The organism is Aurantiacibacter suaedae (assembly GCF_005434915.1).
Classification (GTDB): domain Bacteria; phylum Pseudomonadota; class Alphaproteobacteria; order Sphingomonadales; family Sphingomonadaceae; genus Alteraurantiacibacter; species Alteraurantiacibacter suaedae.
In genome coordinates, this window is the sequence record NZ_SKCG01000002.1 from 541,098 (window position 1) to 558,989 (window position 17,892).

At 63.7% G+C, this 17,892-nt stretch carries 22 protein-coding genes and 1 tRNA gene; 9 read left to right on the forward strand and 14 right to left on the reverse strand.

What is annotated here, in order from left to right:
* Window positions 1–26 precede the first annotated feature (26 nt).
* Genes E0473_RS09005 through E0473_RS09015 form a run of 3 tightly spaced genes read left to right on the forward strand, consistent with a single transcriptional unit; the run spans window position 27 to window position 2,145 of the window.
* Entirely contained in the window at window positions 27–239 is a 213-nt protein-coding gene (locus E0473_RS09005; RefSeq protein WP_137680528.1) for a DUF2093 domain-containing protein, read from the forward strand.
* The gene (locus E0473_RS09010; RefSeq protein ID WP_241657419.1) at window positions 236–1,174 is read left to right on the forward strand and encodes a M23 family metallopeptidase; all 939 of its coding nucleotides are present in this window, start codon (window positions 236–238) and stop codon (window positions 1,172–1,174) included. Before E0473_RS09005 ends, E0473_RS09010 begins: the two co-directional genes overlap by 4 nt.
* 11 nt (window positions 1,175–1,185) lie before the next feature.
* Window positions 1,186–2,145: an esterase-like activity of phytase family protein gene (locus E0473_RS09015; RefSeq protein WP_137680529.1), complete on the forward strand. Its 960-nt coding sequence runs from the start codon at window positions 1,186–1,188 to the stop codon at window positions 2,143–2,145.
* A gap of 78 nt (window positions 2,146–2,223) precedes the next feature.
* On the opposite strand, the gene rpmB is transcribed toward E0473_RS09015, so the two are convergent.
* Window positions 2,224–2,511, reverse strand: a complete 288-nt coding sequence (gene rpmB / locus E0473_RS09020) for a 50S ribosomal protein L28 (protein WP_137680530.1) — start codon at window positions 2,509–2,511, stop codon at window positions 2,224–2,226.
* A 149-nt stretch (window positions 2,512–2,660) separates the two neighbouring features.
* Here rpmB and E0473_RS09025 point away from each other — a divergent pair, with 149 nt between their 5' ends.
* The 4 genes from E0473_RS09025 (at window position 2,661) to map (ending at window position 4,934) form a co-directional block, all read left to right on the forward strand.
* Complete coding sequence (locus E0473_RS09025; protein ID WP_137680531.1) at window positions 2,661–3,116, forward strand: nucleoside deaminase; 456 nt, start codon at window positions 2,661–2,663, stop codon at window positions 3,114–3,116.
* A gap of 39 nt (window positions 3,117–3,155) precedes the next feature.
* A complete protein-coding gene (locus tag E0473_RS09030) occupies window positions 3,156–3,698 on the forward strand; it encodes a hypothetical protein (protein WP_137680532.1) in 543 nt (180 codons plus the stop codon).
* 257 nt (window positions 3,699–3,955) lie between these two features.
* On the forward strand, window positions 3,956–4,165 hold the full coding sequence (locus E0473_RS09035; RefSeq protein ID WP_137680533.1) for a ParD-like family protein: 210 nt from the start codon (window positions 3,956–3,958) through the stop codon (window positions 4,163–4,165).
* A gap of 1 nt (window position 4,166) precedes the next feature.
* Window positions 4,167–4,934, forward strand: coding sequence for a type I methionyl aminopeptidase (gene map, locus E0473_RS09040; RefSeq protein WP_137680534.1), 768 nt, complete (start codon window positions 4,167–4,169; stop codon window positions 4,932–4,934).
* A gap of 28 nt (window positions 4,935–4,962) precedes the next feature.
* Here map and E0473_RS09045 read toward each other — a convergent pair whose 3' ends face one another.
* The 12 genes from E0473_RS09045 to E0473_RS09100 form a co-directional block, all read right to left on the reverse strand.
* On the reverse strand, window positions 4,963–5,670 hold the full coding sequence (locus tag E0473_RS09045; RefSeq protein WP_241657420.1) for a ribonuclease T2 family protein: 708 nt from the start codon (window positions 5,668–5,670) through the stop codon (window positions 4,963–4,965).
* A 71-nt stretch (window positions 5,671–5,741) separates the two neighbouring features.
* Window positions 5,742–6,602: a carboxylating nicotinate-nucleotide diphosphorylase gene (gene nadC / locus E0473_RS09050; protein ID WP_137680535.1), complete on the reverse strand. Its 861-nt coding sequence runs from the start codon at window positions 6,600–6,602 to the stop codon at window positions 5,742–5,744.
* A 190-nt stretch (window positions 6,603–6,792) separates the two neighbouring features.
* The gene (locus E0473_RS09055; protein ID WP_137680536.1) at window positions 6,793–7,590 is read right to left on the reverse strand and encodes a LytR/AlgR family response regulator transcription factor; all 798 of its coding nucleotides are present in this window, start codon (window positions 7,588–7,590) and stop codon (window positions 6,793–6,795) included.
* Entirely contained in the window at window positions 7,587–8,771 is a 1,185-nt protein-coding gene (locus E0473_RS09060) for a sensor histidine kinase (RefSeq protein ID WP_137680537.1), read from the reverse strand. Before E0473_RS09060 ends, E0473_RS09055 begins: the two co-directional genes overlap by 4 nt.
* A gap of 83 nt (window positions 8,772–8,854) precedes the next feature.
* Window positions 8,855–9,547, reverse strand: a complete 693-nt coding sequence (locus E0473_RS09065) for a DsbA family protein (protein WP_137680538.1) — start codon at window positions 9,545–9,547, stop codon at window positions 8,855–8,857.
* 11 nt (window positions 9,548–9,558) lie between these two features.
* Window positions 9,559–11,046, reverse strand: coding sequence for a M48 family metalloprotease (locus E0473_RS09070; RefSeq protein WP_137680539.1), 1,488 nt, complete (start codon window positions 11,044–11,046; stop codon window positions 9,559–9,561).
* Between the two features lie 78 nt (window positions 11,047–11,124).
* Window positions 11,125–12,483, reverse strand: coding sequence for a PAS domain-containing protein (locus E0473_RS09075; protein WP_137680540.1), 1,359 nt, complete (start codon window positions 12,481–12,483; stop codon window positions 11,125–11,127).
* A 108-nt stretch (window positions 12,484–12,591) separates the two neighbouring features.
* The gene (locus E0473_RS09080) at window positions 12,592–13,053 is read right to left on the reverse strand and encodes a DUF2141 domain-containing protein (protein WP_137680541.1); all 462 of its coding nucleotides are present in this window, start codon (window positions 13,051–13,053) and stop codon (window positions 12,592–12,594) included.
* On the reverse strand, window positions 13,020–13,733 hold the full coding sequence (locus E0473_RS09085; RefSeq protein WP_137680907.1) for a sterol desaturase family protein: 714 nt from the start codon (window positions 13,731–13,733) through the stop codon (window positions 13,020–13,022). The genes E0473_RS09080 and E0473_RS09085 overlap by 34 nt, the downstream gene beginning before the upstream one ends.
* 60 nt (window positions 13,734–13,793) lie before the next feature.
* Window positions 13,794–14,303 (reverse strand): MmcB family DNA repair protein, encoded by a 510-nt coding sequence (locus E0473_RS09090; RefSeq protein ID WP_137680542.1) that lies wholly within the window; start codon window positions 14,301–14,303, stop codon window positions 13,794–13,796.
* A 58-nt stretch (window positions 14,304–14,361) separates the two neighbouring features.
* Window positions 14,362–14,757, reverse strand: a complete 396-nt coding sequence (locus E0473_RS09095; RefSeq protein WP_137680543.1) for a hypothetical protein — start codon at window positions 14,755–14,757, stop codon at window positions 14,362–14,364.
* Between the two features lie 86 nt (window positions 14,758–14,843).
* Window positions 14,844–15,650 carry a hypothetical protein gene (locus tag E0473_RS09100; protein WP_137680544.1) on the reverse strand — a complete coding sequence of 269 codons (807 nt, stop codon included), beginning with the start codon at window positions 15,648–15,650 and terminating at the stop codon, window positions 14,844–14,846.
* Window positions 15,651–15,907: 257 nt separating this feature from the next.
* Between E0473_RS09100 and E0473_RS09105 the strand changes: the two genes are divergently transcribed.
* A tRNA-Arg gene (locus E0473_RS09105) sits at window positions 15,908–15,984 on the forward strand.
* Between the two features lie 54 nt (window positions 15,985–16,038).
* On the opposite strand, the gene E0473_RS09110 is transcribed toward E0473_RS09105, so the two are convergent.
* Window positions 16,039–17,268 (reverse strand): phage integrase SAM-like domain-containing protein, encoded by a 1,230-nt coding sequence (locus E0473_RS09110; RefSeq protein WP_137680545.1) that lies wholly within the window; start codon window positions 17,266–17,268, stop codon window positions 16,039–16,041.
* Between the two features lie 74 nt (window positions 17,269–17,342).
* Here E0473_RS09110 and E0473_RS15395 point away from each other — a divergent pair, with 74 nt between their 5' ends.
* Window positions 17,343–17,501, forward strand: coding sequence for a hypothetical protein (locus E0473_RS15395; protein ID WP_161981552.1), 159 nt, complete (start codon window positions 17,343–17,345; stop codon window positions 17,499–17,501).
* Window positions 17,502–17,892: the final 391 nt, after the last annotated feature.

A 17,892-nucleotide genomic window follows, 5' to 3' on the forward strand; every position in this document is an offset into this window, starting at 1 on the left:
CCGCCCGCGCCCCTACATGAGGCCCCATGTTGATGTCATCGGATACCCCTTCGCACCGCGCGGCCACGTTGATTTACGGCCCGAACGACTTTCGCGTGGTGAAGCCCGGCCACTTCGTGGTCTGCGCCATGAGCGGCGAGCCGATCCCGCTTGAAGTGCTGACTTACTGGAGCGTCGAGCGGCAGGAGGCCTATGCTTCGGCCGAGCTGGCAACGCGCCGCGCGCTCGAAGAGCTGTGAACCGCGCCGCCGCCGCCGGGGCCCTGATCGGCGCTGCGTTGCTGACGGTCGCCTGCATTCCCGCTGCCGAGGCGGGCGAGAGCGGGCGGGTCATGCCCGCGCCCGCTCCAGTCGCTGCGCCTGCGCCAGTTCCGACTCCGACTCCGACTCCGACTCCGAGCGCAACGGCGGCCGGACCCGCGCAGTTCACCTATGCCGGCGAGACCGAGCAAGGCGGCTGGATTCGCGGGCAGGCCCCTGCGGGCACAGTTTCTGCGAAGCTCGACGACGTGGCGCTCACCCTGGATCCCGACGGCAAGTTCTTCGCCGCGTTCGACCGCGATGCCGGGCCGGAGGCGCTGCTCACGGCAAGGCTGGCCGATGGAAGCATCAAAAGCGCCACCATCGCCGTGCGCCCGCGCGCCTGGCAGCTTGAACATATCAACGCGCCGTTGCGCCCCGGCGGCGGATCGTCGGAGGCGTTCATGCGCCGCCGCCAGCCCGAACTCGATGCGATCTGGGATGCGCGCACCGCCGATTCGCCGGTCGACGGCTGGCGCGAGAGTTTTATCTGGCCTGCCGAGGGGCGCATTTCGGGGCGGTTCGGCGCGCAGCGGATCTATCAGGGCGAGCCAGGCAGCTACCATTCGGGGCTGGATATTGCTGGCGGTGCGGGCGCGCCGGTTGTGGCCCCGGCCTCGGGCAAGGTCACGCTGGCGACCACGCAGCCGTTCAGCCTTGAGGGCAATCTGGTGATCGTCGACCACGGGGACGGGCTCAATTCGGCCTTCCTGCACCTTTCGCGGATCGATGTGACGGAGGGGCAGATGGTGAAGCAGGGGGATCCTATCGGTCTGATCGGCGCGAGTGGTCGCGCGACCGGGCCGCACCTGCATTGGAGCATCAAGTGGCATCTCGCGCGGCTCGACCCGCTATTGTTCGTTCCCCCGCGCTGACCGCGGGCTTCATGCGCAAGACCAGGATTACGCGGCTGGCAGTGGTAGCCGCGCTGGCGGTGCTGATCGCGCCCGGCACCTGGCTGCGCGACGATCCGAATGCTGCCCCGAGCGATCTGGTGCAGTTGGAACCGCTCGACGTGACACAGCCCGAGGGCTGGCCCGCTGAGTTGACGCTTGAGGGCGCGTGGAATGTCGCCAACTCCAATCCGGCTTTCGGGGGCTATTCGGCTTTGCGGGTGGACCAAGAGGGCACCGGCTTCATCGCCTATTCGGATCGCGGCACCTATGCCCAGCTGCCCCGCCCGCCATTCACCGGGAGCGCCCGGGCGCAGACCGCCGTCGTTCCGCGCGATCCATTGCTGCGCGACCCACAGGATATCGAATCGGTCACTGCCGATCCGGCAACCGGCACGATCTGGCTCGGCTATGAGGACCATAATGCGATTCGCCGCTATTCCCCCAACGGAACTTCGCAGATCGTTCAGCCGCAAGCGATGGCCGGTTGGAAAACCAACGCCGGCCCCGAATCGATGGTGCGGCTGAGCGACGGACGCTTTATCGTGCTGGCCGAGGCGGGCGGCGATGGCCTGCTGTTCGCGGACGATCCGCTCAACAACGAAGAGCCGCTGAAGTTCTCGATCTTGCCGCCGGGCGAGTTTCTGCCGACCGATATGGCCCAATTGCCCGATGGCCGCGTGCTGATACTCTTCCGCGACCTGACGCTGGCCTTCCCGCCATTCGCCAGCATGGTTATGGTGGCGGACCCAGCGGAAATACGCGAGGGCGAGCTGTGGCCGCTCACCGAACTGGCGCGGATCGACGCCGCCGGGCTTCGCGAAAACTACGAGGGGATGGCGATCAAGCCGGATGGCGAGGGCGCGGCGAGCGTATGGTTGATCGCAGACGATAACCTGTCGATGCTCCAGCGCACGCTGCTGCTGAAGCTACGCTATGAATATGCGGACTGAGCGGGAAAGCGGGCAAGCAAACGGCCCGCCAGGCGCAATCGCCTGCGGGCCGCTAGCTAGCTGGCAATCGCGAAGCCGTTAGGCTGCGGCGATGGCCTTCTTCAGCTCGCGCTTCACCTTCTGGGCGTTGGTCGAGAGCTTCTCGTCCTTGGTCTTCAGCAGCCAGTTGTCGAGGCCACCGTTGTGCTCAACCGAACGCAGGCCCTGCGTCGAAACGCGGAACTTGAAGCTGCGATCGAGCTTCTCGCTGATAAGCGTGACGTTCTGCAGGTTGGGCAGGAACACACGCTTGGTCTTGTTATTGGCGTGGCTCACATTGTGGCCGACCTGACGGCCCTTGCCGGTAAGTTCGCAGATGCGCGACATGACGAAATCTCTCGTTCAAAACGGGTCAGAAAAATCAGCAACGAGGCTGGGAAAGGCGCGCGCATACATAGCCTTGGCGGGGTCGTCAAGAAAATGGCGCCCAAAACGCGACATTGCGGCGCGCTTTTCGATGGCCTAGCGCCGTGCTGATGACCCGCTGGCCCATGCCCCTGCCCATGCTGCGAGCCCTTGAATTGGCTAGAGAAGCTGCCGCTTTGGGCGAGGTGCCGGTTGGCGCGGTGGTGGTCAAGGGCGGCGAGATTGTGGGTGAGGGGCACAACCTCACCCGCACCACCAGTGACCCGACCGCCCATGCCGAAATCGTAGCGATTCGCCGCGCCGCCGAGGCATTGGGGCAGGAGCGGCTGGAGGACTGCGCGCTGTTCGTGACGCTGGAGCCCTGCGCGATGTGCGCGGGCGCGATTGCCCATGCGCGGCTGGCTGCGCTCACCTATGGCGCGAGCGATCCCAAGGGTGGCGGGGTGGAACACGGCGCGCGGGTTTTCGCGCAGGCGCAGTGCCATCACCGGCCCGAGATGGTCAGCGGCGTGGGTGAAGCCGAGGCGGCAGAGGTGCTGCGCGGGTTTTTTGCGGGGCGTCGGTGAGCCGGTTGGCCCCGGCGCAGATTTTACGGAGTGCAAGTGATGATGGTGACCAAGATCAGGCAGATTCGCGGATCGGCAGCCTGCCTGCCGCTGGTGCTGCTGATCCTCGCCATTCCGCTCCTGTTCCTGTTCGGCCTTGCCGAGTTCAGCGTCTGGGCGCTTACTTGGATACCCGATGTCTTCTGGGTCGCGATGGTGCTTTGCATCGCCATGGTCCCGCTGGCGATAATTCCCGCCGCAAGAGCCATGGCCGGGGCTGCCTATGGCTTGGCGTCGTTTGTTTTTCTCGCCGGTCTGTGGCTCTACTCCTTGGCCTTTACCTACACCGAGTGGGGCATGATCGGCGTGGTGCTGGGAGTGATCGTAGCGGGCATCGGCGTGGTGTTCACGGCAATCCTGGCGGCGCTTTTCAGCGCATCGTGGGAAGTGCTGGGCAACGTTGCGATCCTGATTGCCCTTGGTTTTGGCACGCGTTTCCTCGCAGCTTGGCTGAACGTATCAGCGCAGGCGCGCCTCGTTCGGCAACAAATGCAGGAGCACCCCTCCGAAGCCATCATCACGCAACCACCGCGTGATGAGTAGCGCGCGTTACATTAGATCGTAGCGAATCGCCGCCGACCTGGCTGACCTACTGGGAGGGCGATCCCAGGGGCGAGGCGTGGCGCATGGCGCGGGTGTTCGCGTAGCCGCAGTGCTACCACCAGCCCGAGCTGGTGGCGGGCGTTGGCGAAGCCGATGCGAGAAAGGTTCTGCCGTGTTCTTCGCTCAGCGGCGCTAAGAAATTGACGCAACCAGATATATGGAATATATATGGAACGTATATAAAATGGAGTTCTGGCTTGGGTATCGTAAAAATTGACGATCAGCTGCACGAAGAAGTGCGCAAGGCTTCGGCGGTGATGTGCAGATCCATCAACGCGCAGGCCGAGTTCTGGATGAAGATCGGACGCTTGGCCGAGGCCAATCCCACGCTCTCGTTCACGGATATCATGAGAGAACAGCTCGCTTTGGCCGCCGCGCTCGAACCACAGGAAGCAGAGGCGGCCTGACGTGGTAAAATCACCCGATGAGATCGCCCTCATGCGTATCTCTGGGCGCTTGCTTGCCTCGGTGTTCGAGATGCTTGATGGCGTCGATCTGGTTGGCATGTCCACCCTCCAGATCAACGATCTGGTCGATCGCTTCATCACGCAGGATTTGGCAGCACGTCCGGCAAGCAAGGGGCAATACGGGTTCGAATTCGTCCTGAACTCTTCGATCAATGATGTTGTATGTCACGGGGTGCCCGCCGCCGATGAGATCGTGAAGGACGGCGATATCATTAATCTTGATATCACGCTGGAAAAGAATGGCTTTATTGCCGATTCCAGCAAGACCTACGCGGTGGGCAATGTATCAGGCGATGCGAAGCGGCTGATTCGCATTGCGAATGGCGCGATGTGGGCGGGTATCCGACAGGTCCGTCACGGTACCCGGTTAGGCGATATCGGCTCTGCGATCGAAAGACATGCCAAGAGGCACGGCTGTTCCGTGGTGCGCGAGTATTGCGGCCACGGTATCGGCCGTGAAATGCACGAGAAGCCGGAGGTGCTCAATTTTGGCCATCCGGGCCGAGGCCTCGTGCTGCGTGAAGGAATGGTCTTCACTGTTGAGCCAATGATCAATGCGGGCAAGCGCCATGTCGTGTCGATGGACGACGGGTGGACCGTGAAAACCCGTGATGGCAGGCTCTCGGCCCAGTTCGAACACACCGTGGCCGTCACCGCCGAAGGGGTGGAGGTACTGACGCTGAGGCATGGTGAGACGACCCCGCTCTGATCAGGCCCCAAGTTTGTCTCTGCGCGTTCTATAACCCCCGCCAGATACGCACCTGCCTGTCATCCTCCGGCCCGAGCCGTCGCCGGTCACAGTGGGCGGGCATGAAGTCGCGTCCGTAGCAGAGCCGCAGTTCGCGTAGCCAGCCGCGCTCGTTCACCACCAGACCGACCATCTCCGGCTCGAAGGCCGTGTTGGCATCGGCAAAGGCGCGGCGCACGTCTGCGGCGGTGAGGCCATCGCGGCGCGAGAGCGCGTCGTAATCGGGCAGGCGCAAGCTGCGCCAGAGGATGCGGGTGACGCGCAGGTAGGCGTCGGGGCTCTGCGTCATGCAGCTGCCGTGCTTGGCCCATTCGTGCGCCAGAAGCGCGGCATCGGGCGTCATGCACAGCGACTGGCGCAGTTCTGTCTGGCTCGGCTGGCGGCTGGCTTCGCACCATTGCGGCCAGCTTGCGCGACCCTCGGGCCAGAGGCCGTGGACGATGAGGCCAAAGCTCCCCGCGCGGCCGGAACACTGCCGCGCGTTTTGCGGACGATCCTCTCGGCTGCGGCAGAACTCCGGGCTCCAGCTCAGCGCGAGGGTGTAGCCTGTGACGGGCATCTCGCGACGCGGCCCGTCGGGGGTGACGCGGGGCAGGGTGATTGCCCCGCGCGGGATGGCGCACTGGTAGGCCTGGGCTTGCGCGATGCCGCCATGGCAAAGCAGCGCGACGATCGGGCTGACCCATACAGCCCGCAAGCGCAACCGCGCGCCGGCCGTTAGGCCGCCCCGGAGGAGGCATCGGTGCAGCCGACTGGCCGCGAGCGATATCACAGCGGCGTGAAGTCGAGCCCGATATCGGCCGCGGGTGCGCTTTGCGTGAGGCGGCCGACCGAGCAATAGTCCACCCCCGTTGCGGCCTTGGCGGCGATGGTCTCGAGATTGATCCCGCCGCTGGCCTCGGTCCGGGCACGGCCTGCGACCACCCGCACGGCCTCGCGGAGAGTTTCGGGGTCCATATTGTCGAGCAGGATATGGTTCGCGCCTGCCTCCAGCGCGGGTTCGATCTGGTCGATCCGGTCGACCTCGCAGATAATGCTGGTGATCCCGGCCTCCTTCGCCCGCTTCACCGCTTCGCCCACGTTTCCGGCGACGAGGATGTGGTTGTCCTTGATCATCGCTGCATCCCACAGGCCCATGCGGTGATTCTGTGCGCCGCCCTGGCGGGTGGCGTACTTCTCAAGCACGCGCAGGCCGGGGATCGTCTTGCGGGTATCGAGCAGCACGCACTCGGTCTCGCCCATGGCGTCGACATATTCGCGCGTCATGGTGGCAATGCCGCTGAGATGCTGCACCGTATTCAGCGCGCTGCGCTCGGCGGTGAGGAGCGCGCGGGCATTACCGGCCAGCCGCATCAGGTCGGCCCCGACGGGCACCTTCTCACCCTCTTCGCGCAGGATCGTGATTTCCATCTCGGGGTCGAGCTGGCGGAAGAAGGCGGCGGCGATCGGCAGGCCTGCCACGACAATAGGGTCGCGCGTGTCCATCACGCCGGAAAAGCGCGCATCGGCGGGGATCACGCTGGTGGCGGTGACATCCTTGCCGCCGCCGGGCCAGCCTACGCCAAGGTCCTCATCCAGCGTGCGCAGGACGAAACGTTCCAGGTCGAAGCCTTCGAGTGTGAATTCCATGGGGTTCCTGTGCGGCGAACTGTGCGCGAGGGAAAGAGGAAAAGCGACCCTGCGACAAGCTAAGGGTGAGCGGGCTTGGTTTGCTTATCGATCCCAAAGGGACCGCAAGGGCGACCGCCCGCCCGCAGCGGGGCCAGCTTGCTGGCCGTCTAGCGAGGACGCGGCCCCGGATGGGGCCGCGAAACGAAAACTAATGCACGAACCGCGCAACCACATCGCGGTACGAGCGCGAGACCTTCACCTCGGCACCCGATTCGAGCACGAGGAAGCACTCGCCATTCGTGTGCGGCTTCACCTGCCGCACCAGGTCGAGGTTGACGATGGTGCTGCGATGCACGCGCTGGAACACCTTGGGATCGAGCCGCCGCTCCAGATCCTTCATCGTTTCGCGCAGGATCAACGAGTTGTCGCCGGTGTAGATCACCATGTAGTCGCCCGCCGCCTCAATATGCTCGATGGTGTCGACATCGACGCGGAAGATCTGCCCCTTGTCCTTCACATTGATCATCTTCTCGTAGCGGCTGGTGAGATCGTCCTCCCCGCTGGTGAGGTCTTCGAGGCTTTCAGGGCTGACTTCGGCCAGCACGTCCTTCAGCTTCTCGGCCTCTTCGGTCGAGCGCTTCTCGGCCAGCCGCTGGCGCACACGCTCCACCGTGTCGGCGAGCTTATCCTCGTCCACCGGCTTCATCAGGTAGTTCACCGCATTGGCCTCGAAGGCGCGGATCGCGTGTTCCTGATAGGCGGTGACGAACACGAACAGCGGCGGCTCGATCTCCATCACGCCCTTCACCACCGAGAAGCCGTCGAAGCCGGGCATCTGAATGTCGAGAAAAACCAGATCGGGCTTCAGCGTCTTGATCGCACGGATCGCCTCGCGCCCGTTCGAGCAGGTTTCGATAATCTCGATATCGGCGAACTTTTCGAGCCGCAGGGCGAGGCCCTGAACGGCAAGGCTCTCGTCATCGACGAGGATGGTGCGAATGGTCATGCGGGGGTTCCGATTGTTTGGGCCGGGGCCGGAGGGGATGGCCGCGGCTGGGGGGATGGGAATTTGTCTCTGCTCGCCTCGTCGCTGGCGATCGGCTCGAACGGGATTTCGATGATGACGGTAAACCCGCCCTCGGCCGGGGTCTCGATCGTGAAACGGTGATCTTCGCCATAGGCCTGGCTAAGGCGTTCGGCGATATTGGCAAGGCCCACGCCGGTGGACGAAGGCGTCTTGGTCAGCTCGTTGGCGGGGCGGCTCACGTTCTGCAGGCCCGGCCCGGTATCCGAAACCGACATGCGTAGCCGCGTGCCGATGACCTTGGCGCTGAGGCTGATGCGCGCGCCTTCTTCCTGCCGGGAGACGCCATACTTGATCGCGTTCTCGACCAGCGGCTGCAGCAGCATCGAGGGAATGGCGGCGCGCGAGGCGAGCGCATCGACCGCGAACTCGGTGCGGAGCCGTTCCTCGAACCGCATCCGCTCGATTTCGAGGTAAAGCTGCAAGGTCTCGACCTCCTGCGCCACGGCCACCTTGCCGCCCGGCTCGCTCACCAGCGTATGGCGCAGAAAGCCCGACAAACGCGTGAGCATGGCATTGGCGCGCTCGGTCTGCTTGAGGAGCACCAGCGTGCTGATCGAATTGAGCGTGTTGAACAGGAAATGCGGATTGAGTTGATAGCGCAGCATGGCCAGCTGCGCGCTGGTGGCCTGCGCTTCGAGGCGTTCGAGCCGGTCGGTCTGTTCTTCCACCTGGAGGAAGAAGTTGATCATGTAATAGAGCGCCGACCACGCGCCGAGCAGCGTCATGTCGATATAGAGCAGGCCGAGCACGAGGCTGAGGAAATCGGTCTCGCTCGCTTCGGGGCGCAGGCTGATGGTCGAGGCGTTGATGAAGGCGGATACCGCCACGGCCACGGCCAGCGCCGCTATGGTGCCGGTCCAGGTGATGATCGGGCGGCGGTTGATCAGATAGCCATAGATCACCGAAAGGATCAGGCTGATCGAAAAGCCGGTGACCGTGGCGATCAGCACCGAAACCAGGAATTCGGGCGGCCGTTCGTTGGTGATCGCCGTGGCCGAACGCAGCGCCATGGCGCCGCCCCAGCCGATCAGCTGCAGCCGCCAGAAAGCCCGGTTCTTGTCCTTGAAGAACGGCGTAGGTTGAAACGGCAGCATCGCCATGGGCCTTGTCTTAGCCGAAATTGGCCTCCTGCAAGAGTCCGCGCATCAGCCTTGCGACGATATGTGCCCGGCCTGCGCCCGACTCACGTATTTCGCGCCGTTTCGATGGCGTCGGAAAGGGCATCCATCCCCACCGCACCGTTAAGAAGCTCATCGCCGACGATCCAGCTCGGCGTGCCGGAGAAGCCGAGCGACTGGGCAAGGAACAGATTGTTCTGCAATTGCCCCTCGAATGCGCCGCTATCGATGGCGGTCTGTGCTTTGGCAAGGTCGACGCCGGCTTCGCGCGCGGCGGCGGCGATGTTTTCCTCGCTCGGCCCGTCCTGGCGGAACATAGCATCGTGGAAGGCAGCGAACCTACCCTGCTGCGCGGCGGCGAGCGCCATGCGTGCGGCATCCCCGCTGCCTTCGGACAGGATCGGCAGCTCGCGGATCACCACCTTGAGATCGGGATTGGCTTCTATCAAAGCCATCACATCGCCCATCGACTGGCGGCAATAGGTGCAGGCATAGTCGCTGAACTCGACCAGCGTAATCTTGCCATCGGGATTGCCCAGCACCGCGCCAGGGAAGGGCGTTTCCAGATCATCGCGCAACGGTTCCACCTTGGCGAGCGCCTCGCGCTGGTTGAGCACCTCGATCGCTTCGGGCAGCACTTCGGGGTTGGCGAGCAGATAGTCACGCGTGGGGTTGGGGCCGATGCCCGCAAATTGCCATGCAGCAGCCCCGGCAAAGCCGCCGACCAGAGCGATGATGAAGGTAAGTAACCAGCGCATGGGCTCGGCTCCTAGTTGCGGTCGCGGGCGCGTTCAAGCTGGGCGCGGGCCTGCAGCGCAATGTCCTGCGCGCGCAGCCAGTCGGGGCTGCCGGTGGGAAGGCGCGCCTCGGCGGCCTCCGCGCTGCTCAGCGCGAGCTGCGGCTGGCCTGACATGATCTGCTGTTCGGCGCTCGCCAGCCGGGCGCGCGGGATGTCGCCGCGTTTGCCGTAAACCACGCCGAGCTGATACCAGGCGAAGGGGTTTTCGCGGTCCCGGCCCACTGCCGCGCGCAAGACCTGCTCCGCCTCGTCGAGGTTGCCCGGATTCTCGGTCGCGATCAGGGCATGGCCCAGCATCGCGGCGATCAGCGGGTGGGCGCCGGTCAGCCGAGTGGCCTCGCGCAATGGCGGCAGCGAATCGGCGACGCGGCCCGATTCGAGCAGGATCTGGCCCCGCAGCTCGAGGAAATAGGGGTTGTCCGGCTCGGCCGTGACCAGCGAGTCGGTCTCGGCCAGCGCCTGATCGACCAGCGCCTCCTTGTGGTAGGCATAGGCGCGGGCATAGTGCGCCGGCTCGCTGGTATCGGCGACCGGGTAGAAGTTGAGCGTGCGCTCCGGCTCGGCGAGGTAGCCGAACAGCTTGGCCTTGGCCTTGGCGAAGCGCGTTTCGAGCGCGGCGGTTTCGGCTTGCAGCGGCGGTGCGGTGCGGCAGGTGGCGGGGCCGCGCGGGATGATCTCGCTCTGCGGATCGGCATCGACCCCCTCGGTTACCACGGTGACCAGATCGGCCGGTGGGCTATCGGCGGGAGTGTCCGAGGCGAGGGATTCTTCGAGCCGCTGGATGCGGTTGCCCGTCAAAGGGTGCGATCGGGAAAACTCGGCATCGTCGCTTTGCCGCACATTATGGCGATATTCGAGGTTCTGCAGCTTGCGGAAGAAGGCCACGGCGCCCTCGCCGCTGATTCCCGAGCATTTCAGATAGCTTACCATCGCCGCATCGGCGCTGGCTTCCTGCACGCGGCTGAAGGCGAGGAACGAGCCCATCGCAGCCTGTTGCCCGGCAGCCAGCACGCCCATCGCTGCTTCTCCGCCACCCGCAGCCGCAGCGGCGGCGGCGAGGACGGCGGACAGCAGTGTGATCGAGGTCGCCTTCGAGGCGCCTTCGGAGAAACGGTTGATATGTCCGCCGGTGATATGGCCCAGCTCGTGGGCGAGCACACCCTGCACCTCGTTGGCGTTGTCGGCTGCGTTGATGAGGCCCGAGTGGACATAGATACGCTGCCCCCCGGCGACGAAGGCGTTGATCGAACTGTCGTTGAGAATCACCACGTCGACCTGACCCGCGTTCATCCCCGCCGCTTCGAGCAGCGGGTCGAGCATGTCCTGCAGCAGTTCCTCGGTCTCGGCATCGCGCAGCACGCTTTGCGCAGCGGCAGGCTGCGCCGCCAACGCCAGAGCAGCGAATGCGGCCAGCGAATGGGCGATCAGGCGGGTGAGCGGGCGAGCAATCTTGCGCATGGGTCACACAGGCGTAGCGACCCGGCGGCTGAACGCAAACTGAAGCTTGCGCCCGGACGCCGCCCAGACGTCAGCCGGTCACGCCAGCAGACGGCGTGCGGCCTTCTCCACCAGCGCGACATCGTTGGGCACTTCGCCCAGCACGCTGACATTGCCGTCGCTGCCACGGCGGACCATGACGAGCGCGAATTCTTCGCCCTCCGCGGGCAGCGCGGCGAGGCTGCGTGGTTCTATTTCGCGCAACTTGCGCGCGATAACCTTGCGCGGGGCGCTGCGCGGTTCGGGTTCGGGCTTGCCCGCTTCCTCGCGGCGCAGCTTGCGTTCGGCCGCGACCACGCCTTTGAGGCCGCCCTCGGCCTCGCGCAGGAATGCAGCGAGGCTGCCACGCGCCAGGCCGAGGCGCTGGGCATGGGTGAGCACGGCGGCGTATTCGGTAAGCCGGGTCTTGTCGTAATCGGCGCCGAACACGAGCTTGACGATCGGCGTCATCGGGGCACGCTCTTGCACCGTGAGGCCCGCATCGTCGAGCATTTCGGCGAATTCATCGGGCGCATCGGCTGCGGCGAGGGCAAAGTCCCAGGCACGGCTCACCGCATCGTAAAGCGCGGTGCGGGTGCGATCCTCGCGCTCGCACGCTTCGGCTACCTGCTCGCGGGCGCGGGCCAGCCAGTCGGCCAGCGCCATGTCCTGATCGTCAAGCGAGTCGCTAGTGGTGGTGATGTGTTCGCCGAGATCCGGGCCAAGGTCGGGATCGGAATCGGGATTGTCGTTGAAGGGAGTGCCAGGCCCATCGGCCCAGTCGGCCAGCGGCGAGTGTTCGGAACGCTTGCGCAAAGCCGGATCGATAGCCTGCTCGATCTCGAGCAGCAGTTCGTCGGCCATGGCCTGGTCGGCCAGTTCCTTCCAGTTGATGACGCCGTAGATATGGGTGATCGTGTCGCCGGCACCGTCGCCGGTGTAGGGCAGCAGGATGCCGCGATAGAGGATCGAACGGCCGCGCTGATTCACGAATTCGGCCTCGAACCCGATCGGCGCCTGGTTGGCGATGATCTGCATGTAATGATCGGTGATCCGGCTCAGCAGCGAACGCGCCGGAACATCGGACAACCGCTCTACTTCCCTGGTGCCGACTTCGCATTCTTCGGCGAGGCTTTTGCCAAGGAAGGTCACGCGCGGATCGTCGCTGCCGTCCGAAAAGTCGAGCAGCACGGCATTGACGCCGAAATCCTCTACCTTCGAAGGATCGAGGCTGGAAATGCGCGGGAGGTCGCCGTCGCCAAGCTGGCTGGCCCAGAAATTGTAGGCGCGCACCTGCATCCGGCGCTCGTTCGTGCCGATGTCGGGTGGGAGCGCATCGTACGGCTCGTCGAGCAGGTGCTCGTCCGCGCCTTCGAAATATCCCTCGTAATCGTTGCCCGAACTGCGGAACGTATCCATGCCGATGGCCCTTTGCTTGCTTCAAGGGCCGTTGTGGCGCGACATGGTAAATTTAGCGTAAAGTTGCGCGCAACCAGGTAAAGATTGCGGTGGCCATGCCCGGTGCGGTTACAGCAGGTAGCGCATCCGAATAGTCTGGCTGATTGGCGTAGCGCCGACCGGGAAGGCGGCATCTTCGAAAGACGGCGGCCCCATCCGCACCGGCGCATCGCGCGAGAAGCCGAAGCCCTCGCGCGGGATCAGGGTCAGCGCGCGGTCGGCGCGGCCATTCTGGTTTTCGTCGTGCAGCAGGGCGATAGCATAGGTGCCCGGTACGACTCCGGCAAAATGCAGCACCACGCTATCGGCGGCGGCCGCGTTTGCCTTGTAAGAGCCTGCCACATCGCGGCAGCGCGGAAAGTGGCTCTCGTCGCTGGTCATGCAGGCGATGATCCGGCCCTTGGTGTTGCGCAAGTCCGTTACGGTGACGTCCACGTTCACGCCGCCCTCGGTCGGGAGTGCCGGAGCGAGGGGCAGGGCCGCCAGCGAAAGGGCGATCAGGGCGAGGAGAGGCCTTTGTCGGTTTTGCACAAGCGATCCCAGAAGCGAAAGTAGAGGCCGTAGTTGCACAGGTAGGCCTCGTGGTGAACGTGATGATGGCTGGCCGTTATCAACCAGTTTCCTAAGCGCGAATGAACGAGCCAGCGGGGGAACATCTCCCAGCCCATGTGGTTGGTCACGCCCATGATCGTCATGATCGCCAGCACCAGAGCGAGCACGCCGATGTGGATCGGGACCAGGAACACCAACGCGGGGATTACCACGGCGCCAGTCAGCGCTTCGATCGGGTGGAAGCTCATCGCGGCCCAGGCGGTGGGCGGGCGGCTGGCATGGTGGACCGCATGGGCGAGGCGAAACCAGCGCGGCACATGCAGCAGCCGGTGTGTCCAGTAAAACCAGGTGTCGTGCGCGAAGAGGTAGATCAGCAGCGAGAGCGGCAGATACCACAGCGGATAGTCGCCAGCATCGGTGTAGATGCGGGTCCAGCCGTGCTCCTGCCAGCCCCATGCGACCACGCCGGCGGGAATGCCATAAATCGCGGCCGAAGCGAGCGACCACCCGATTTCCTTGCGAATCTGACGCCCGCGCCCGGCATAGTGGCCGGGCCGCACGCGCGCCGTCGCCAGCGCGAAGATGCCGCTGGTGGCGAGATAGCGCAGCGCCACGATCACCGTCATGGCAAGCGCGGACAGGATAATGGCGGTGGTCACATCGAAGCTCACGCCTGCGCCCTAGCACCGCAGAGCCTCAGGCGACAGATGGCCCGCGCCCTATTCGTCCCACCCGGCGCAATGCGGATCGAGCGCGACCTGCTGGCGGCGCAGGGCAGTTCGTGCGAGCCGCTCCACCTCGACCTTGCGCCGCGCGGCCGCGAGCGGATGGCTGGGGGCAGGGCGCACGATTTCCGCATCGTAGCCATCGGCCACGATCACACCGCACATGTCGGGCCGGAAATCCTCGCCATCGAGGCAGCCGCGATCAAGCTCGGGCGGCAGGCCCCAGTAGAACCGGTCGCAGAAATCGAGATAGTCGGGCCACTTGGCATCGCCAAGCAGATCAGCCCGCGCGACTTTGATTTCCACAATCACGATCCGCCCCTTGGCATCGAGCCCCATGAGATCGGCCCGCCGTCCGTTGCGCAGCGGCATTTCCGGCAGCACCCAGATCCCATTGCGCGCAAACAGGCGGCCGATCCCGCGACACACCTCGCGCGCACGCGCTGGCGTGACATCAGCATCGACGACAGGCGAAGGGGCGGATTTGGAAAGCGATTCGATCATGCGCAAATGCTGGAACGAAATGTGAACATCGTCAAGTCACGATGTGCTTGTGCGCCATTCAGGCGGCGCGCAAGGGTCCGAACGAGCCGGCGGCGGGGACCATGGCAAGCAGCGCTGCACGAGCCGCCGAGAATTCGCTCCACAGCGCCTCGGCGGCAGAGCGGCAATCGCCGCCGCGCGCGTTAATCGCCATCAGCGCGGCGATGCCCGGCTCCATGATCGCGCTCAAATCGTCGAGCGCGCGTTCTGCTGCCTCGCGCCGCCATGGCTTGGCATCGCGCATAAGCATCGGAAAATCCCTGATCTCGCGGCCCGGACGCCCGGTGCTGACACCCGCCAGCATGGCGACGACCTGCCCGGCATCGGTGAGCGCCGCCCAGCGCAGCGCGCAGGCGCTCGATCCGCTGGGATGGCGCCCGGTTACCGGGGCAAGAGAAGGGGAAACGGCGGTCATCAGGCAAGCCTATGCCGGCCTGGTTGAAAACCCGTTAGCGATCAAACAGGTACGAATCGGTGGGCCGCCGGTCAGCCCTGCGTAGCTCAGTTGTCCGGAGGCGGGCCGAAGGGATCGTCGTCCGGCGAGTCGAGTCCAAGATCGATGTTGGCACCGCCCTCGTCATCGGTCAGCCGGTTGTTCTCCTCGCACACGTATTCGCGCATGTCCCAATCGGGCTTGCGCCGGAAAGCGAGCATCTGCACCAGCGGCTCGGCGAGTACGCCGGGATCGGTGATGGTGGTCTCGACCATCAGCACGTCGGGCTCGGCGAGCCAGAAGTGTTCGTGGATGCGCATCTTTTGCGAAGGCTCGATCCCGCTCTGGTAGGTCACCAGATGGTTGAAGCCGACCGTGTCGACCACCAGCATGTCATCCTCCCAGCGAGCGACCGAGGTGCCGTTGAACAGCGGCTCGGGATCCTCGGGCAGCGCGCGCCCGTCGAGGTAAAGGCGGCGCGCCTGCGAATAGGTTTCGGTGAGGAGCGTGACCCGACCGGGCGAGAACAGGAATTCGACCGGGTAGGGCTGGCGCATGATGCCCGGCATACCCGGCGGAATGCAGTTGACCTGCAGATACTGATCGACCCCCTCGCGCTCCTGCCGTTCGAGGAAGGCATCGTATTTCGCCTGGGCCTGCGGTGTCAGGACCGGGCCAGCCCCCTGCCGCGAGCCCCTGCTGGCGAACAGATAGGCCCAATCGGGGCTCCAGACGCCAGTAAAATCGGGCCAGTCGGTAACTTCGGCATAGCCCGCGGCGCGGGCGGGCGTGAAGCTGCTGCCCGGCTGCGCAACAGCCGGGGTGCCGAGCAGGCTCAGCGCCAGGCCTGCGGCGATCACGGTCGCTTTGAGCATAGGTTTCCTCTCCCCACGAGATGCGATTCCGTTGTGGACTGACATCTGCACGCCAAGAGTGGGGCGACTTTGTTGCTCAAGTCAAGGTCGAGGTTGGTTGTGTCAACTCGATAGCGACTTTGCGGCTCAGGCAGAGAAGACCAACGGTAGCGAGATGTTGCATTTGCGCGGCGTGATGGGAGCTCAAAGCCGTGCATTGACGATTGCGCTTGGCGTTCGCGCGCCGCATTGCTAGGCGCGAGGGCGCTGGCCATAATGCACCCGTAGCTCAGCTGGATAGAGCGCTGCCCTCCGAAGGCAGAGGCCACAGGTTCGAATCCTGTCGGGTGCGCCAGCTTTTCCGCCACTTTCTGATTTACGCGGCGCCCGAGCTCCGGCGAAACTCCGGTTAATCTAATGAGAACGCGCCCGGAGCGGAGGCTTCGATGCAATCGATCAGCTCTTCCGTCAGCCTTAGAACATCTCCGAGATAATCCTCGTGGTAGGGTGTCGCATACTTGTCCGACTCCTTCTTCCGAACATGCCCGAGCATGAGTGGCCCTTGGGTCTGCCACGAGCCTGCCTTTTCAAGCCGAGGCCGCAGTAGGTTCGACACACTTCGGCGAATCAACTTGACGCCGCTCTGACCACGCTCGGACGGAAATTCGAGAGTCTTCGTCATTTGTCGAAATGCCGTCCTAATTGAAGCGACTTTGACCCACTTCCCTTCGTTAGCATTCAGTAGCGGGACAATCTGTCGTGGAGCTCGAATCAGGGGGCGATATTTGTCTGATTGCTCACGGCCCGCGGGATTGAGATTGATGTATCCGTTTTGAGAATTCCACTGCTCTGCGTCGGAACTGGTTGAGAAGTCCATCAGTGCGTCTGGGCGAGCCCAGGTCGCTACTCCCAGCCGAAGATACGAGAGCAGGTTCTTCCTCTCGCGCTTCCATTTCGCGATTTGCTTCAGGCTTGCATCTTCTGGAGCATCGAGAACCAACGCGTATCTGAACATAGCGATGATTTGGCCCTCGGACGCACGAAACCACGGTGTTTTTCCTTCAATTTCAGATTTTTTCACCTTGATGACGGCACGATGCAAAAGCTTTCGGTTCTCGAACGCTCGATTGATTGCGGTTCGCAACATCGATACGCTTGCCGCGATCGTTGTCGGCGAACGTTTTCTCTTTTTGCCGGTGGGTGACACGATATCGACGCCCGCTGCCCATTTGCGAAATTTCTTAATCCATGCGTCGTTTATCTCGTCGCAACGAGCGTCTTCCAAGCCCTCATCCTCAAGAAAGGCAAGGACGTGACCCAGCCTGGCATTCGCAGCCTCATAATCGGTCTTCTCGAGATATTCCGCGATGGCTGTAGCAACGAGCGGCGGTAGTTCGCCGCTAAATGCCTGTCCGCACGTGGGGCAGAATTTATGTGACTTTTCCCGCTCCTCGTAAAAGCGATCTAACTCTTCCTTAGCGAGTTGGATATCTGACGTGCACGTCGAATAGCTGCGGCTCCTTCTTTCTTCGCGGTCGTAGTAGAAGATGTAGAGGTTTTTCGAACGGAGCGTTCCATTTTGATTTGTGTCGAATGCGAGGTAGTAATCGCCTCGTTCATAGATCTTCTTTTTTGACATTCCTTTTCCCTTCCGGCTGCAATCTCCTTTTCCAGCCTCGTTAGTGTTCCGAGTTCGACCAGCAGCAGGACCTCATGAGGCTGCAGTCGCAGCTCACGCTGCTCGTCGAATTTTTTGATCATGCGCGAGCGCAATCGCTCAAAGGTGATGCACCGATCGCGGTCGCGTTCGGCGGCACGAAACCTTCCTTCATCCGAAAGGGACATGGTCTGCCCCCCGAGAAAGATGGCTGAAAAAAAGGAGCGCAAGCGGAGGCTCGCCGCTTCCGGATGCGGTTACTGCGACTGCGTCGCTTCGCTCGGCTGTAAAAATCCGGACCTTCATCTTTGAGGTTAAAGGATGAAAAGTTCAGATTACAAAGCGGTTTTTGAAAAATGCGACGCTTGAGATGAATGTCATTCGCCTATAGCTCAATTGCGCCCCAATCGTCGCCCTTCGCCGGCCCTGCCGTAAATGCCGAAACCCGCCATTCGTTCGCCCGGGTTTAGAAGTCGGCTCCTTCGGAGGGCGTTTGCGCTTGCAGGTTGGCGTCGCGCCCACTGTGCGGTCGCAGGTGTCCGCGTGGAAACCGAACGCGGGGCTCGTGACCCTACTGGGACAAGGCGTCGATACGAAGGCTCGCTA

Coding starts and splice junctions, on each gene's coding strand:
- E0473_RS09005 (WP_137680528.1), top strand. CDS start 27: ATGTTGATGTCATCGGATACCCCTTCGCACCGCGCGGCCACGTTGATT.
- E0473_RS09015 (WP_137680529.1), top strand. CDS start 1,186: ATGCGCAAGACCAGGATTACGCGGCTGGCAGTGGTAGCCGCGCTGGCG.
- rpmB (WP_137680530.1), bottom strand. CDS start 2,511: ATGTCGCGCATCTGCGAACTTACCGGCAAGGGCCGTCAGGTCGGCCAC.
- E0473_RS09025 (WP_137680531.1), top strand. CDS start 2,661: ATGACCCGCTGGCCCATGCCCCTGCCCATGCTGCGAGCCCTTGAATTG.
- E0473_RS09030 (WP_137680532.1), top strand. CDS start 3,156: ATGATGGTGACCAAGATCAGGCAGATTCGCGGATCGGCAGCCTGCCTG.
- nadC (WP_137680535.1), bottom strand. CDS start 6,602: ATGGAATTCACACTCGAAGGCTTCGACCTGGAACGTTTCGTCCTGCGC.
- E0473_RS09055 (WP_137680536.1), bottom strand. CDS start 7,590: ATGACCATTCGCACCATCCTCGTCGATGACGAGAGCCTTGCCGTTCAG.
- E0473_RS09060 (WP_137680537.1), bottom strand. CDS start 8,771: ATGGCGATGCTGCCGTTTCAACCTACGCCGTTCTTCAAGGACAAGAAC.
- E0473_RS09065 (WP_137680538.1), bottom strand. CDS start 9,547: ATGCGCTGGTTACTTACCTTCATCATCGCTCTGGTCGGCGGCTTTGCC.
- E0473_RS09070 (WP_137680539.1), bottom strand. CDS start 11,046: ATGCGCAAGATTGCTCGCCCGCTCACCCGCCTGATCGCCCATTCGCTG.
- E0473_RS09075 (WP_137680540.1), bottom strand. CDS start 12,483: ATGGATACGTTCCGCAGTTCGGGCAACGATTACGAGGGATATTTCGAA.
- E0473_RS09090 (WP_137680542.1), bottom strand. CDS start 14,303: ATGATCGAATCGCTTTCCAAATCCGCCCCTTCGCCTGTCGTCGATGCT.
- E0473_RS09095 (WP_137680543.1), bottom strand. CDS start 14,757: ATGACCGCCGTTTCCCCTTCTCTTGCCCCGGTAACCGGGCGCCATCCC.
- E0473_RS09100 (WP_137680544.1), bottom strand. CDS start 15,650: ATGCTCAAAGCGACCGTGATCGCCGCAGGCCTGGCGCTGAGCCTGCTC.
- E0473_RS09110 (WP_137680545.1), bottom strand. CDS start 17,268: ATGTCAAAAAAGAAGATCTATGAACGAGGCGATTACTACCTCGCATTC.
- E0473_RS15395 (WP_161981552.1), top strand. CDS start 17,343: ATGAGGCTGCAGTCGCAGCTCACGCTGCTCGTCGAATTTTTTGATCAT.